Source organism: Streptosporangium sp. NPDC001559 (assembly GCF_042893955.1).
In the GTDB taxonomy this organism is placed as follows: Bacteria; Actinomycetota; Actinomycetes; order Streptosporangiales; family Streptosporangiaceae; genus Streptosporangium.
On sequence record NZ_JBIAVG010000002.1, the window covers coordinates 269,714 to 283,894 of the forward strand.

Sequence of the window (14,181 nt, forward strand, 5' to 3'; positions counted from 1 at the left end):
CTGGTGACTGTGACCACCGACGGTTCTGGCCGGGGGACGGCCCCCGGAAACCCCGAGAATCCATGGGGGGACACCAAGACCACCGGCACCCCTCGGAGCGGAGGCGTTCTCGGCCCCACCGGGCGGCCCCGCCCGGTGTTCCCCGACCCATCCCCTCGTACGGTGCACGGACCGGCGCGCGTCGTGGCCATGGTCAACCAGAAGGGCGGCGTCGGCAAGACGACCACGACCATCAACCTGGGCGCGGCGCTGGCCGAGGCCGGGCTGAGGGTGCTGCTGGTCGACTTCGACCCGCAGGGCGCCCTGTCCGTAGGCCTCGGCATCAACCCCCACCAGCTCGACCTGACGGTCTACAACCTCCTCATGGAGCCGCAGATCACCGCCAGGGAAGTGCTGATGGAGACCGGCGTCGAGGGCATGGACCTGCTGCCGAGCAACATCGACCTGTCGGCGGCCGAGGTCCAGCTCGTCACCGAGGTCGCCCGCGAGCAGGTGCTCGGCAGGGTGATCAAGCCCCTGCTGCCCGAGTACGACGTCTGCCTGATCGACTGCCAGCCGTCCCTGGGCCTGCTCACGATCAACGCGCTGGCCTGCGCGCACGGCGTCATGGTGCCGCTGGAGTGCGAGTTCTTCGCCCTGCGCGGTGTCGCACTGCTGATGGACACCATCATCAAGGTCCAGCAGCGCATCAACGAGGACCTGGTCATCGAGGGCCTGCTCGCCACCATGTACGACGCGCGCACCCTGCACGGCCGTGAGGTGCTCGCCCGGGTGGTCGAGGCGTTCGACGAGAAGGTCTACCACACGGTGATCAACCGGACGGTCCGCTTCCCCGACGCCACCGTCGCCGGAGAGCCCATCACCAGCTTCGACCCCTCCTCGCTCGGCGCGAGCGCCTACCGGGAGCTGGCCCGCGAGGTCCTCGCCAGGTGGAACGCCGAGTAACCACCCCTCACCCGCGGTGACCGGGATCCCGGTGCGGGACAATGTCGGGATGACCGAGCAGTCACAGACGGCCGACGACACCTTCAGAGTGCACCTGGAGGTCTTCGAGGGTCCCTTCGACCTGCTGCTCGGCCTGATCTCCAAGCACAAGCTGGACATCACCGAGGTCTCGCTCAGCAAGGTCACCGACGAGTTCATCGCCCACATCCGGGCCAGGGGCCCCGAATGGGACCTCGACCAGACGAGTCACTTTCTGCTCGTCGCCGCGACCCTGCTCGACCTCAAGGCGGCGAGGCTGCTGCCCTCGGGAGAGGTCGACGACGAGGAGGACCTCGCGCTCCTCGAGGCCAGGGACCTGCTGTTCGCCCGCCTCCTGCAGTACCGCGCCTACAAGGAGGTCGTGAAGGTCTTCTCCTCCCGGATGGCGGAGGAGGCCCTGCGCTTCCCCAGGATCGTGCCGATGGAGGCGAGGTTCGCCAACCTGCTGCCCACGCTGGTCCTCGGAGTCGGCCCGGAACGGCTGGCGGAGCTGGCCCGGCGCGCCTTCGCACCCAGGGTTCCCCCCTCGGTCTCCGTCGCCCACATCTACCAACCGCTCGCCAATGTCCGCGAACAGGCGGCTATCCTTGTCCAGCGGCTGCGGCGCATGCGCCGGGCGACCTTCCGCGCTCTCACCTCCGACTGCACGGGCACCTTCGAGGTTGTCGCTCGTTTCCTGGCCGTCCTGGAGCTCTACCGGGAGGCGGCGGTCTCCTTCGAGCAGGTCGAGCCCCTCGGTGAGCTGCATGTGACCTGGACCGGCAGTGACGACGGTGACGTGACCGTCGCCGACGACTACGACGCGAGCGCGGGTAAGGAGCCCTCCGATGACCGATGAGGCGTCCGGCCCCGGCCTGCGCGCCGGGCTTGAGGCGATCCTGCTCGTGGTCGACGAACCGGTCGCCGAGACGACCCTCGCACAGGTGCTGGAACGGCCCGTTCCCGAGGTCTCCGCCGCGCTTCAGGCGCTGGCGGCGGAATACACGGCCCAGGGCCGGGGTTTTGACCTGAGAGAGGTCGCGGGCGGCTGGCGGTTCTACACGCGGGCCGGATGCGCGGCCCTCGTCGAACGGTTCGTTCGTGACGGCCAGCAGGCGCGGCTCACCCAGGCGGCGCTTGAGACGCTGGCCGTGGTCGCCTACCGCCAGCCGGTCAGCCGGGCCAGGGTGGCGGCCATCCGAGGGGTCAACAGCGACGGCGTCATGCGCACGCTGGTGGCCAGGGGGCTGGTCGAGGAGGCCGGCACCGATCCGGAGGGGCAGGCGTTGCTCTACCGGACGACTTCATATTTCCTTGAGCGGATGGGCCTCCGGGAGCTCGAAGAGCTTCCGGAACTCGCGCCCTTCCTGCCAGACGACGTGGAAAACCTAGAGGAGCAGAAGCAGTGAACAGCAGGCGTGGTACCCCGTCCGGTGATGGACGCGGTCGAGGCCGTGGCGGCGCCCCGCGCGGTGGCGGCTACCGCGGGAGCGGCGACTCCAGAGGCGGATCGCAGGGCGGCTTCCGCCCGGACGCCTCCCGAGGAGCCTCCCGAGGCGGCCCCCGGAGCGACGATCGCGGCGGTTTCCGCGCCGATCGCGGCGGGTCCCGTTCCGAGGGCCCGCGTCGTGACGATCGGGGTGGCTTCCGCTCCGAGGACCGTGGCGGCTTCCGCGCGGAGCGCGGCGGGTCACGTGGCGGGTACGGCAGGCCGGAGGGCGGTTTCCGGCAGGATTCCCCGCGTCGTGACGACCGGGGTGGGTTCCGCTCTGAGGGTCCGCGTCGTGACGATCGGAGTGGCTTCCGTTCCGAGGGTCCGCGTCGTGATGATCGTGGCGGGTTCCGTTCCGAGGACCGTGGCGGATTCCGTGCCGACAGGCCGCGTCGTGATGACCGGGGTGGCTTCCGCTCTGAGGGTCCGCGTCGTGATGACCGTGGCGGGTTCCGCTCTGAGGGTCCGCGTCGTGATGACCGGGGTGGGTTCCGTTCCGAGGGTCCGCGTCGCGATGATCGGAGTGGCTTCCGTTCCGAGGGTCCGCGTCGTGATGACCGTGGCGGGTTCCGTTCCGAGGACCGTGGCGGATTCCGTGCCGACAGGCCGCGTCGTGACGATCGGGGTGGCTTCCGCTCTGAGGGTCCGCGCGGTGATGACCGTGGCGGGTTCCAGTCCGACGAGCGCGGTGGCTCGCGCGGCCGGTACGGCAGGCCGGAGGGCGGCCCGAGGGAGAACCGCGGTGGCGGCTCCCGAGGCCGTTACGGCAAGACCGGCCGTGGCGCGGAGGTCCGTACGATCGGCGGCGGCCGGGCCGACTCCTACGGCGAGCGCCGTCCCGCGCCCGCCCGAGGCGCCTCGGCGAAGGACCGGCAGGGCCAGAAGCCCGCTCTGCGGCCCGGAGGGATCGAGAACGACCGGTTCAAGACCGCCCGCCAGCCCAAGCGCGACTTCGACTTCTACGACTCCGACTACGTCGACGAGCGCGACACCACCGAGGTCCCCGGCGGAGTGCGGCTGCAGAAGGTCCTCGCCCAGGCGGGCGTCGCCAGCCGCAGGGCGTGCGAGGAGATGATCGGCGCGGGCAGGGTGACGGTCGACGGCCAGACCGTCCGCCGCTTCGGCGCCAGGGTCGACCCCGCCAAGCAGGTCATCCACGTGGACGGCAAGCGTCTGCCGACGATGCCCGACCTCGTCTACCTCGCCATCAACAAGCCGCTCGGCGTCGTCAGCACCATGTCCGACCCCGACGGCCGCCCCTCGCTGGCCGACTACGTGGCCGACCGCACCGAGCGGCTGTTCCACGTGGGCCGTCTCGACACCGAGACCGAGGGCCTCATCCTGCTCACCAACGACGGGGAACTGGCCAACCGGCTCACCCACCCCAGCTACGGCGTGCAGAAGAAGTACTGGGCGAAGGTGCCGGGCAGGATCGAGCGCGACCTGGGCCACCGCCTGAAGAAGGGCGTGGAGCTTGAGGACGGCATCGCCAAGGCCGACTCCTTCAGCATCGTCCAGGAGCACGGCCAGCAGGCCCTGGTGGAGATCGTCCTGCACGAGGGACGCAAGCACATCGTCCGCCGCATGCTGGAGGAGGTCGGGCACCCGGTCATCGACCTGGCCCGCATCGAGTTCGGCCCGGTCAAGCTCGGCAGGCTCAAGCCGGGGACGATCCGCGCGCTGACCCTCAAGGAGGTCGGGGAACTCTACGCCGCCGTGGGTCTGTGACCCGAGGCCGGTAACCTTCCCCGACACGTACACGTTCAGGACACGAAGGAGCGACGATGGTGCGGGCGATCCGCGGGGCGGTCCAGGTCGACGCGAACGACAGGGACGCGATCCTGGCCGGGGTGACCGAGCTGGTCACGGAGGTGATGGGACGCAACAGGCTCACCACCGACGACGTGATCAGTGTGATCTTCACCGCGACGCCCGACCTGAACGCCGAGTTCCCCGCCCTGGCGGCACGCAAGCTCGGCTTTCACGACGTCCCGTTGATCTGCGCCTCGGAGATCGACGTCCCGGGCGCGCTGCCCCGTGTCGTACGGCTGATGGCGCACGTGGAGACCGACCGGCCGCGTCAGGAGATCCACCATGTCTACCTGCACGGCGCGGCGGCCCTGCGGGTCGACATCGCCCAGTGACCCCTGTCCAAGCATCACGCCGGAGGAATGCGTGTGAACGGCCTTGAGAGCGTCCTCGTCGTCGGCACGGGCCTGATCGGTACCTCGGTCGCCCTCGCCCTGCGCGGCCACGACGTCCCCGTCCACCTGGCCGACCGCGACGCGGGAGCCGTACGGCTGGCGCGGGAGCTCGGCGCGGGCGTCGAGTGGGACGGGCGGCGGGTCGGGCTCGCGGTCGTCGCGGTCCCGCCGCACCTCGTCGCCGACCAGATCGCCCGTCTGCAGCGGGAGGGCGCGGCACGCTTCTACACCGACGTGGCCAGTGTCAAGCGGCTGCCGATCGAGGGGGCGGCGGCGCTCGGCTGCGACCTGAGCACCTACGCGCCGGGGCACCCCCTGGCGGGCAGGGAGCGCTCGGGCCCGGCGGCGGCCAGGGCCGACCTGTTCCTGGGGAGGCCGTGGGCGCTGTGCCCGACGGAGGAGACCTCACCCGACGCGGTCGAGGTCCTGCGCGGCCTGATCAAGCTCTGCGGCGGCGAGGCCGTCGAGGTCGGCGCGGACGAGCACGACAGGGCCGTCGCGGTCGTCTCGCACGCCCCGCACGTGGCCGCCTCCGCGGTGGCCGCCAGGCTCGCCGAGGCCTCCGGGACCGCGCTTGGCCTGGCCGGTCAGGGGGTCCGTGACGTCACCCGCATCGCGGCGGGGGACCCGGCGCTGTGGACCGGCATCCTGTCGGGCAACGCGCTACCGGTCGCCGATGTGCTCGAGGCGATCGCGGACGACCTGGCCACCGCGGCCGCCGCGCTGCGCGCCGCCGCCGCCCCGGCGGACGGGAACGCCGGCATGGACGGCGTCACCGGCCTGCTGCGCCGCGGTGTGGTGGGCACGACCAGGATTCCCGGCAAGCACGGCGGTCCCGCGCGTTCCTACGCGAGCGTCCAGGTCGTCATCGGCGACCGTCCCGGAGAGCTGGCCCGGCTGTTCCAGGTGGCCGAGGCGGCGGGTGTCAACATCGAGGACGTCCGTCTTGAGCACACCCCGGGGCTGCCCCTGGGCGCCGCCGAACTGCAGGTCCAGCCGGAGGCCGTACCGGCCCTGTCGGAGGCGCTGCGGGCCGGCGGCTGGCAGCTCCCCTAGAACCGGTCCTCACGGCCCGTTCACGGCGGGCCGTGAGCCGTCCGATGCGCGATCACCTCGCCGTTCCCGGTAGCCTCGTACGGACAACTGAAGCGGGCTGCAAGGGAGAGGCGTCGTGACCGGACTGGTCGTCGCGATGGACGGTCCTTCGGGGTCGGGCAAGTCGAGCGCGTCGCGCGGGGTCGCGCGGGCGCTCGGGCTGCGTTATCTCGACACCGGGGCGATGTACCGGGCGATCACATGGTGGATGCTCCAGCAGGGCGTCGATCTCTCCGACCAGGAGGCGATCGCCGCCAGGGCGCTCGGCCCGGTGCTGACGCTCGGTACCGACCCGGACGCCCCCTCGGTCGCCGTGGACGGCGCCGACGTGGCGGCTCCCATCCGCACCTCCGAGGTCACCGCGGCTGTCTCCGCGGTCAGCGCGGTGCCCGAGGTGCGGCGCAGGCTGGTGGCCGAGCAGCGCGAGATCATCGGCGAGGGCGGCATCGTCGTCGAGGGCCGTGACATCGGCACGGTCGTCGCCCCGGACGCCCCGGTCAAGATCTATCTGACCGCGAGCGCCGACGCCAGGGCGCTGCGCCGTACGGCGGAGCTGGCGGGCACCACGGTGCAGGCCCAGAAGGCCGCGATGGCCAGGCGCGACAACCTGGACTCCACACGCAAGGCGGACCCGCTCGCGATGGCGGCCGACGCCGTCGAACTCGACACAACGGCGCTCAACCTCGACGAGGTCGTCGCCGAGATCCTGCGTTTGATTAAGGAAAAGACGTGACAGGGGAATTCGAAGAAGACAGCGGCTGGATCGACGCGGGGCCGGTCGATTCAGGTACCGGGGAAGGCTCAGAGGAGGACTGGCGGGACGCCGGTCCTCAGCCGGTCGTCGCCGTGGTCGGTCGTCCCAATGTGGGCAAGTCCACGCTGGTCAACCGGATCATCGGCCGCCGTGAGGCGGTCGTGGAGGACGTGCCGGGCGTGACCCGGGACCGGGTCACCTACGACGCCACCTGGCGTGGACGGCGCTTCACGGTCGTCGACACCGGCGGCTGGGACCCGGACGCGACCGGCATGGCGCTGAGGATCGCCGAGCAGGCGCAGGTGGCCGCGGAGCTGGCCGACGTGATCCTGTTCGTGGTCGACGCGACGGTCGGCGTGACCGACGCCGACGAGATCGTCGGGCACGTGCTGCGCTCCTCGGGCAAGCCGGTGATCCTCGCCGCGAACAAGGTCGACAACCAGCAGATGGAGCTTGAGGCCGCCGGACTGTGGTCCCTCGGCCTGGGCGAGCCCTATCCGGTCTCGGCCCTGCACGGCCGGTCGAGCGGTGACCTGCTCGACGTGGTCCTCGACAGCCTGCCCGAGACGCCGCCGCAGCGTTTCGGCGAGGAGCGCGGGCCGCGCAGGGTGGCCCTGCTCGGCAAGCCGAACGTGGGCAAGTCCTCGCTGCTGAACAAGCTGGCGGGGGAGGAGCGCGTCCTGGTCGACCCGATGGCGGGCACCACCCGTGACCCGGTCGACGAGCTGATCCAGCTGGGCGGCAAGACCTGGCGCTTCGTGGACACCGCGGGCATCCGCAGGCGTGACCGCGAGCTGAAGGGCGCCGACTTCTACGCCAGCATGCGCACCAGGTCGGCCCTGGAGCGCTCCGAGATCGCGGTCGTGCTCATCGACGCCAGTGAGACGCTGACCGAGCAGGACCTGCGGATCATCTCCCTGGTGATCGAGTCGGGGCGGGCCATGGTCGTGGCGTTCAACAAATGGGACCTGCTCGACGAGGACCGCCGCTACTACCTGGAGAAGGAGATCGACCGTCAGCTCGTCCGCGTTCCGTGGGCGCTGCGGGTCAACATCTCCGCCAAGACCGGCTGGCACGTGGACAGGCTCGTCCCCGTCCTGGAGAAGGCGCTGGAGTCCTGGTCGACCCGGGTGCCGACCGCCCGCCTCAACGCCTTCCTCACCGAGCTGGTCGCGGCGACCCCGCCCCCGGTCAGGGGCGGCAAGCAGCCCAAGATCCTCTTCGCCACCCAGGCGACGACCGAGCCGCCCAGGTTCGTGCTGTTCACCTCCGGCTTCCTTGAGGAGACCTACCGCCGGTTCATCGAGCGCAGGATCCGTGAGGAGTTCGGCTTCGCGGGCTCCCCGATCGAGGTCACGATGAAGATCAGAGAGAAGCGGCAGGGCCAGAAGAAGAAGTGACCCGTTCACCGGGTACGGCGCGCCGTACCCGGTGAACGAACTCAGCGCAGGCTCTTGAGGTGGGTCACGACCGGGCTGTAGGCGGCTTCGAGCTCCCGCAACTGGTCGTCGGTCAGCAGGTCGATGAAATGCTGCCGTACGCTGGCCACGTGATGCGGGGCGACCTGCTGGATCGTGGCCCAGCCGTGCTCGGTGAGCACCGCGAAGGTGCCGCGCCTGTCGTCGACGCAGGTCTCCCTGGCCACCAGTCCGGCCGCCTCCATCCGGGAGATCTGATGGGACAGGCGGCTGCGGGACTGGATCGTGGCGTCGGCGAGGTCGCTCATGCGCATCCGGTGGCCCGGGCTCTCCGAGAGGTTGACCAGGATCTCGTAGTCGTTCACCGAGAGCCCGAAGGTCTGCAGGTCACGATCGAGGCGGTGCTCAAGTAGTTTGTGCGCGGCCAGATGAGCACGCCAGGCCCGCTGTTCCATCGTGGAGAGCCAGCGGGGCTCTTCGTCGTTCACCGAACGCCTACAGCGCGGAAGCCCGGCCCTTTAGAGCCAAGAGGAAGCACGGAGCGGTCCCGCACGTTTTGATCCTTCCGTAGACATTGAGTGATACCGTCAATGGTTTGTTGGTGACGGAGATGTTGAAGCTCGCGCCGAGCGCCGGACAGGCCGAGGCGCTGCTGGCGACGATGCGGGCATGCAACGCCGCCGCCGGCCGGGCCGCCGAGGTCGCCTTCGCCCGCCGCACCGCGAACAAAATGGCGGTACAGAAGCTCGTCTACGCCGGCTTGCGGCACGAGTTCGGCCTGTCGGCGCAGATGGCCATCCGATCGATCGCCAAGGCGTGCGAGGCGTACAAGCGGGACAAGGCCGTCAAGCCCGTGTTCCGGGAGTTGGGGGCGGTCGCCTACGACCAGCGCATCTTGTCGTGGAAAGGCCGCGACCGCGTCAGCATCCTCACCCTGACCGGCCGGATCATCGTCCCCGTGATCTACCAGGGTCGATGGCCGGCCACCACGGGGACGACCATGCGCGGCCAGGCCGACCTGCTCCACCGCGACGGGATGTTCTTCCTCGCCGTGGTGATCGACGTCCCCGAACCCCCGTGTGGCGAGGAGCCCGACTCCTGGCTGGGCGTGGACCTCGGGATCGTGAACCTGGCCACCGATTCCACCGGCGAAGCCCACACGGGCAAGGGCGTGCGCGCGGTACGGCGGCGCGAGGCCCGGCTTCGCGCACGTCTCCAGGCCAGGGGCACCAAGTCCGCGAAACGCCTGCTCAAGGCGCGACGGCGTAAGGAAGCCCGGTTCGCCCGGGACGTCAACCATGTGATCTCCAAGCATCTGGTCGGCAAAGCCGAAGACACCCGCGCGGGTATCGCCCTCGAAGACCTTGAAGGCATCCGCGACCAGGTCACGGTTACGAAGGCGCGGCGTGCCGACCTGCACTCGTGGGGCTTCCACCAGCTCCGTGCGTTCATCACCTACAAGGCCGCCATCGCCGGGGTTCCCCTCCGGCTGGTAGACCCGCGTAACAGGTCGTGGACCTGCCACCGGTGCGGTCACCTCGACAAGCGGAACCGCCCCACCCGGGACGATTTCCGGTGTGTCGGCTGCGGGTTCGCCGGCCCCGCCGACCACAACGCGGCCATCAACATCGCCTCGCGCGGTGCTGACGGCCGGGCAGTGAGTCACGCTGCCTAACGCGGCCTGACCTGTGCACCCCATGCGCGGTAAGGAACTGCAAGCTCGACCCTTCAAGGCCGAGAAGCTGACTGCTGCTATCACCCGTTCCTCGCTCGTCGTGCTGGAGGCCGCCACGGGTTGGCCGTTTCGCCCGCCGTGCCGTGATCGCTCCTGGCTCATAGAGCAGAACTTACCTCAGACGGTGGTTACGACCTCCTCGTAGGTCAGGCGGGGAAGGCGGTCGAACCAGGCGTCCGGGCCGGGCCTGCCGATGTTGACGACCGCCAGCACGGTGTGGGCCTCGTCGAGGAACTCCTTGTCGACGCCGGCGGCGTCGTAGCCCGCCATCGGGCCCGCGGCGAGACCTGCCGCGCGCACCCCCAGGATGAAGTAGCCGACCTGCAGCGCCGCGTTGAACGTCGCGGTGCGGGAGCGCAGCGCCTCGTCGGCGGCGAAGACGTCCCTGGCCTGCGGCCGGTGCGGGAAGACCTTGGGCAGTTCCTCGTGGAAGTCGAGGTCGGCGGCCAGGATGGCGACCAGCGGGGCGGCGGCGGTCTTGGCCTGGTTGCCCGGCGCCATCAGGCGGACCAGGCGTTCCCGGGCCTGCGGTGAGCGGACCAGGACGACTCGCAGCGGCTGCTGGTTCATCGCGGTCGGGGCGTACTTGACCAGGTCGTAGATCGCTCGCACCTGTTCTTCGCTCACCGGTTCCGTGGTGAAGGTGTTGGCCGTACGGGCCTCACGGAAGAGCAGGTCCTGGGCCTCGGGAGAGAGCACGAGCGACATGTTTCACCCCTTATGGGTTATATGCACGGTTTCTAGCGTTCTCTGCCGACAACATAGGTGAAGATTCAACTATTCCGAGGTGGGCAGGAGACGTGCGTCACGGCCGGACGGCGGGGAGGAGGCGAAGCGTGGAGGACAAGCAGGAGAGCCTCGGCACGGTGATCGTCGCGGGGCTGGCCAACCTCGCCATCGCCCTGGCCAAACTGGTCGCGGGTCTGGTCAGCGGCTCCTCGGCGATGCTGTCCGAGGCCGCGCACTCGGCCGCGGACACGGTCACCGAGGTCCTGCTGTTCATCGCGGTACGCAGGGCCGGACGCCCCGCGGACGTCCGCCACCCCTTCGGGTACGGCATGGCGGGCTTCTTCTGGGCGCTCATGGCCGCCTTCGCCACCCTCATCGGCGGCGCCGGGTTCTCGATCACCCATGGCGTTCACGAGATCGCCCACGGCGAGGAACTGGCCGACCTGAGGCTCTCCTACCTGGTCCTGGCGATCGCGTTCCTCGTCGAGGGGATCTCCCTGCTCAAGGCCCTGTCACAGGTGCGCGGGCAGGCCAGGAGGCTGCGGGTCAGTCCGGGGCGCTACGTCGCCAGGACCCCGGACACCGCGCTCAAGGCCGTCGTCTTCGAGGACGCCGCCGCACTGGTCGGCCTGCTGATCGCCGCCGCCGGGCTGCTCGGCTACCAGGTGACCGGATCCTCCCTGTGGGACGGCGCCGCCTCCGTGGTGATCGGCCTGCTGCTCCTGGGCGTGGCGCTCAACCTCATCCGCGCCAACGCCTCCCTGCTGATCGGCCAGGCGGCACCGGCGCGGATCGAGCGGGAGATCAGGGCCGAACTGCTCGCGATGCCAGAGGTCGAGGCGGTGGTCGAGCTGCTGACCATGATGCTGGGTCCCGACGAGATCATGGTCGCCGCCCGGGTGGACTTCGTCGACGAGAGCACGGCGGGCGCGCTCGAACGCGCCGCGGACCGGGTCGAGCGCACGCTGGCCGAACGCTTCCCGGCCATCTCACAGGTCTTCCTCGACCCGACCCCCGGAGAACAGGCCAAGCGTGGCCGGGCGGTCGGTGACGACGCTGACCGCGACGCCTGAGGCGGTGCGCCACTCCAGCAGGTGCCTGCCCTCCCACTCCAGGCGCCGTCGCCCGTCCCCGACGTCGTCGAGGGGAAGCGCGGAGAGGTCGGCCGAGCGCAGGCCGTCAAGGGCGAGCTCCCCGCGCTTGATGAGGGCCTCCTTGCGGACCCACAGGCGGATCAGCGCCTCGTTGTCGGCGACCAGGACCCTTTCTGCGGGGGACAGCGCCTGTGCCGCCAGGGCCTCCTCGAACGGGCCGTCGGGCACCCGTTCGGCGTCGACGCCGATCCGCCCCGGGCCCGCCGCCGCGCACACGTATCCCTCGGTGTGGGAGAGGCTGACGCCGAGCTCGGGGAACTCCGCCAGGGACGGCCTGCCGTGCCCCGGGCCGCAGCGGTCGCAGTGCTGCAGCAGCGTCAGCCCCTCCTCGGGCACACCGGTCACCCGGGCGGCGCAGCGCCGTACCAGGAGGTGGGCGGCCACGAAGTCGCGGCGGTGGGCCTCCTTGAGGAAGCGCGCCGCACGCTCCCGCTCCACCTCGGTGAGCAGGTCCAGCGCGGCGGGGGAGTAGATCTCGTCGGTCGGACCGGCCAGCACCAGGCAATCGGACATCCGCCCAGAGTAGAGCCTGTTTTGTGGATCTTCACGCCTACCGCGGTCGCCCGGACGGTGGGCCGTGGGTGCCGTGGGTCAGGGGAGGAGTCCGGCCATCCACTCCTCGATCTCGTCCGGACGGCGGGGCAGCCCGGAGGACATCAGGCGGGCGCCGTCGGCGGTGATGACGAGGTCGTCCTCGATGCGCACACCGATGCCGCGCAGCTCGGGAGGCAGGGTCAGGTCGTCGGGCTGGAGGTAGAGGCCCGGCTCGACGGTGAGCACCTGCCCCTCCGCGAGCACGCCGTCCAGGTAGGTCTCGGCACGGGCCTTGGCGCAGTCGTGCAGATCGATACCGAGCATGTGGCCGCTGCTGCACAGCGTGTAACGGCGGTACAGGCCGCTGTCGGGTTCCAGGGCCTCGTCGGCGCCGATCTTCAGCACTCCCCAGTCGTGCAGCCCCTCGGCGATGACCCGCATGGCCGCCATGTGGAAGTCACGGAACCTGGCGCCGGGGCGCAGGGTGGAGATCGCCGCGTCCTGCGCCTGGAGGACCAGCTCGTAGACCTGCCGCTGAACCGGGCTGAAGCGTCCGGAGAGCGGCAGAGTCCTGGTGATGTCGGCGGTGTAGAGGGCGTCGGTCTCGACGCCGGCGTCCAGCAGGAGCAGGTCGTCGCCGTTCAGGGCGCCGTCGTTGCGGATCCAGTGCAGGACGCACGCGTGCGCGCCGGAGGCCACGATGCTGTCGTAGCCGACGGCGTTGCCCTCGAGACGGGAGCGGAGCCCGAAGACCCCCTCCAGGTAGCGCTCGCCGCGCCGGTGCCGCATCGCCTGGGGGAGCGCCCTGACCACGTCCTCGAAGCCGCGGACGGTCGCCTCGACGGAGAACTGGAGCTCGGCGACCTCCCACTCGTCCTTGATCAGCCGCATCTCGGACAGGAACGTCTCAAGCTCCGCGTCGCCCTCGTGCGGGAAGACCAGGGTGTCGACGGAGGCGTCGACCCCGCGCAGCACCCTGGCGGGCCCGGCGAGCGCTTCGCCGAGGCGATCGATCGGCGCGCAGTCGATCAGGTAGAGCGACTCGGCCTCCGCCAGGTCGGGGCGCCTGCCGACCCAGAACTCGCCGTAGCGGCGGTCGCGGTAGAACTCCTGCCCGGCCCGTCCCGGGGCCGAGCGCGGCGAACGAGGACGCAGGAACAGGGTCGCGGCCCCCGAGGGCTCGACGACCAGGACGTCGTCCGGCTCCTGGTCCCCGGTCAGGTAGGCGAAGGCGCTGTGCGCCCTGAACCGGTAGTCGGTGTCGTTGCTGCGTACCTTGAGCGTGCCGGACGGGATGACCAGCCGCTCGCCCGGGAAGCGCGTGGCCAGTGCGGCACGGCGCTTGGCGGTGTAGGCGGCCTGCGGCAGCGCGGCCAGGTCGTCCCGGTGGGTGTCGGCCCAGCCCGTGCCCATGAACGCGGCGAGGGCCTCGGAGACCGGTAGGTCGTGGCTGCCGGTGTTGAGCTTGTCGGTCATCGTTTCCCCGTGGTGAGATTGTGGTATTTCACACGTTACTAATCTGTGGCGGGGCGCGCATCTCACCACCGTGTGTGACATAACGGTCGCGAGAGCCGCCCGGCCCATGCTTAGGGCGCGCTCGGCCAGGGCAAAACCCAGGGATACCCCAGCCACGCCGAACCGAGGTGGTTTCCATGCTGATTGGGAAGATTCTGCAGGCCAAGGGCTCCGTGGTGACGACCATCCGTCCCGACGCGACGGTAACAGACCTGCTCGGGCTGCTCGCCGAGCACAACATCGGCGCCGCGGTGGTGTCCGAGGACGGTTTCTCGATCGTCGGCATCGTGTCCGAACGTGACATCGTACGGCGGCTGCACGAGCACGGGCCCGGTGTGCTGGGAGCCCCGGTCTCCTCCATCATGACCACCGAGGTCCGCACCTGCTCGCCGGACGCCAACGCCGACGACCTGCGCCAGACCATGACGACACACCGCATCCGGCACGTCCCGGTGGTCACCGACAGGCGGCTCATCGGAATCGTCAGCATCGGCGACGTGGTCAAGAGCTCCATCGAGACGCTGGAGACCGAGCGGGCCCACCTCGTCGACTACCTCCACCGCTGACCCTCTCCGGGTGGGGTCCCCG

15 protein-coding genes are annotated in these 14,181 nt (G+C 70.3%); 11 read left to right on the forward strand and 4 right to left on the reverse strand.

Annotated elements, in window-relative coordinates; genetic code table 11:
• Positions 1 to 3: 3 nt before the first annotated feature.
• The 8 genes from ACFYY8_RS05280 (at position 4) to der (ending at position 7,908) form a co-directional block, all read left to right on the forward strand.
• Positions 4 to 945, forward strand: coding sequence for a ParA family protein (locus tag ACFYY8_RS05280; protein WP_390037349.1), 942 nt, complete (start codon positions 4 to 6; stop codon positions 943 to 945).
• A 49-nt stretch (positions 946 to 994) separates the two neighbouring features.
• Positions 995 to 1,822 (forward strand): segregation and condensation protein A, encoded by an 828-nt coding sequence (locus ACFYY8_RS05285; RefSeq protein ID WP_390037351.1) that lies wholly within the window; start codon positions 995 to 997, stop codon positions 1,820 to 1,822.
• Positions 1,812 to 2,372 (forward strand): SMC-Scp complex subunit ScpB, encoded by a 561-nt coding sequence (gene scpB, locus ACFYY8_RS05290; protein ID WP_390037353.1) that lies wholly within the window; start codon positions 1,812 to 1,814, stop codon positions 2,370 to 2,372. The genes ACFYY8_RS05285 and scpB overlap by 11 nt, the downstream gene beginning before the upstream one ends.
• A gap of 1,094 nt (positions 2,373 to 3,466) precedes the next feature.
• Positions 3,467 to 4,183, forward strand: coding sequence for a pseudouridine synthase (locus ACFYY8_RS05295; protein WP_352009100.1), 717 nt, complete (start codon positions 3,467 to 3,469; stop codon positions 4,181 to 4,183).
• A gap of 56 nt (positions 4,184 to 4,239) precedes the next feature.
• Positions 4,240 to 4,599, forward strand: a complete 360-nt coding sequence (aroH, locus tag ACFYY8_RS05300) for a chorismate mutase (RefSeq protein WP_352009101.1) — start codon at positions 4,240 to 4,242, stop codon at positions 4,597 to 4,599.
• A gap of 27 nt (positions 4,600 to 4,626) precedes the next feature.
• Positions 4,627 to 5,715 carry a prephenate dehydrogenase gene (locus ACFYY8_RS05305; RefSeq protein WP_390037356.1) on the forward strand — a complete coding sequence of 363 codons (1,089 nt, stop codon included), beginning with the start codon at positions 4,627 to 4,629 and terminating at the stop codon, positions 5,713 to 5,715.
• A gap of 136 nt (positions 5,716 to 5,851) precedes the next feature.
• Positions 5,852 to 6,487 (forward strand): (d)CMP kinase, encoded by a 636-nt coding sequence (gene cmk / locus ACFYY8_RS05310; protein WP_390038009.1) that lies wholly within the window; start codon positions 5,852 to 5,854, stop codon positions 6,485 to 6,487.
• Positions 6,484 to 7,908, forward strand: a complete 1,425-nt coding sequence (gene der / locus ACFYY8_RS05315; RefSeq protein ID WP_390037358.1) for a ribosome biogenesis GTPase Der — start codon at positions 6,484 to 6,486, stop codon at positions 7,906 to 7,908. The genes cmk and der overlap by 4 nt, the downstream gene beginning before the upstream one ends.
• A 41-nt stretch (positions 7,909 to 7,949) precedes the next feature.
• Here der and ACFYY8_RS05320 read toward each other — a convergent pair whose 3' ends face one another.
• Positions 7,950 to 8,414, reverse strand: a complete 465-nt coding sequence (locus tag ACFYY8_RS05320) for a MarR family winged helix-turn-helix transcriptional regulator (protein WP_390037360.1) — start codon at positions 8,412 to 8,414, stop codon at positions 7,950 to 7,952.
• 86 nt (positions 8,415 to 8,500) lie between these two features.
• Here ACFYY8_RS05320 and ACFYY8_RS05325 point away from each other — a divergent pair, with 86 nt between their 5' ends.
• The gene (locus ACFYY8_RS05325; RefSeq protein ID WP_390037362.1) at positions 8,501 to 9,601 is read left to right on the forward strand and encodes an RNA-guided endonuclease InsQ/TnpB family protein; all 1,101 of its coding nucleotides are present in this window, start codon (positions 8,501 to 8,503) and stop codon (positions 9,599 to 9,601) included.
• 177 nt (positions 9,602 to 9,778) lie between these two features.
• Here the strand turns inward: ACFYY8_RS05325 and ACFYY8_RS05330 are convergent, their stop codons facing one another.
• Entirely contained in the window at positions 9,779 to 10,369 is a 591-nt protein-coding gene (locus tag ACFYY8_RS05330) for a malonic semialdehyde reductase (RefSeq protein ID WP_390037364.1), read from the reverse strand.
• A 128-nt stretch (positions 10,370 to 10,497) separates the two neighbouring features.
• Between ACFYY8_RS05330 and ACFYY8_RS05335 the strand changes: the two genes are divergently transcribed.
• Positions 10,498 to 11,463: a cation diffusion facilitator family transporter gene (locus tag ACFYY8_RS05335; RefSeq protein ID WP_390037366.1), complete on the forward strand. Its 966-nt coding sequence runs from the start codon at positions 10,498 to 10,500 to the stop codon at positions 11,461 to 11,463.
• On the opposite strand, the gene ACFYY8_RS05340 is transcribed toward ACFYY8_RS05335, so the two are convergent.
• Together ACFYY8_RS05340 and ACFYY8_RS05345 are read right to left on the reverse strand one after the other, a co-directional pair.
• Positions 11,380 to 12,057 (reverse strand): 4'-phosphopantetheinyl transferase superfamily protein, encoded by a 678-nt coding sequence (locus ACFYY8_RS05340; protein WP_390037368.1) that lies wholly within the window; start codon positions 12,055 to 12,057, stop codon positions 11,380 to 11,382. The genes ACFYY8_RS05335 and ACFYY8_RS05340 overlap by 84 nt on opposite strands.
• 78 nt (positions 12,058 to 12,135) lie before the next feature.
• Positions 12,136 to 13,554 (reverse strand): aminopeptidase P family protein, encoded by a 1,419-nt coding sequence (locus ACFYY8_RS05345; protein ID WP_390037370.1) that lies wholly within the window; start codon positions 13,552 to 13,554, stop codon positions 12,136 to 12,138.
• Positions 13,555 to 13,730: 176 nt separating this feature from the next.
• Here ACFYY8_RS05345 and ACFYY8_RS05350 point away from each other — a divergent pair, with 176 nt between their 5' ends.
• Entirely contained in the window at positions 13,731 to 14,159 is a 429-nt protein-coding gene (locus ACFYY8_RS05350) for a CBS domain-containing protein (RefSeq protein WP_390037372.1), read from the forward strand.
• Positions 14,160 to 14,181 lie beyond the last annotated feature (22 nt).

What these genes read in the sequence shown, in the direction of transcription:
- ACFYY8_RS05285 (WP_390037351.1), top strand. Translation starts at nt 995, where the DNA reads ATGACCGAGCAGTCACAGACGGCCGACGACACCTTCAGAGTGCACCTG.
- scpB (WP_390037353.1), top strand. Translation starts at nt 1,812, where the DNA reads ATGACCGATGAGGCGTCCGGCCCCGGCCTGCGCGCCGGGCTTGAGGCG.
- aroH (WP_352009101.1), top strand. Translation starts at nt 4,240, where the DNA reads ATGGTGCGGGCGATCCGCGGGGCGGTCCAGGTCGACGCGAACGACAGG.
- ACFYY8_RS05305 (WP_390037356.1), top strand. Translation starts at nt 4,627, where the DNA reads ATGCGTGTGAACGGCCTTGAGAGCGTCCTCGTCGTCGGCACGGGCCTG.
- cmk (WP_390038009.1), top strand. Translation starts at nt 5,852, where the DNA reads ATGGACGGTCCTTCGGGGTCGGGCAAGTCGAGCGCGTCGCGCGGGGTC.
- ACFYY8_RS05330 (WP_390037364.1), bottom strand. Translation starts at nt 10,369, where the DNA reads ATGTCGCTCGTGCTCTCTCCCGAGGCCCAGGACCTGCTCTTCCGTGAG.
- ACFYY8_RS05340 (WP_390037368.1), bottom strand. Translation starts at nt 12,057, where the DNA reads ATGTCCGATTGCCTGGTGCTGGCCGGTCCGACCGACGAGATCTACTCC.
- ACFYY8_RS05345 (WP_390037370.1), bottom strand. Translation starts at nt 13,554, where the DNA reads ATGACCGACAAGCTCAACACCGGCAGCCACGACCTACCGGTCTCCGAG.
- ACFYY8_RS05350 (WP_390037372.1), top strand. Translation starts at nt 13,731, where the DNA reads ATGCTGATTGGGAAGATTCTGCAGGCCAAGGGCTCCGTGGTGACGACC.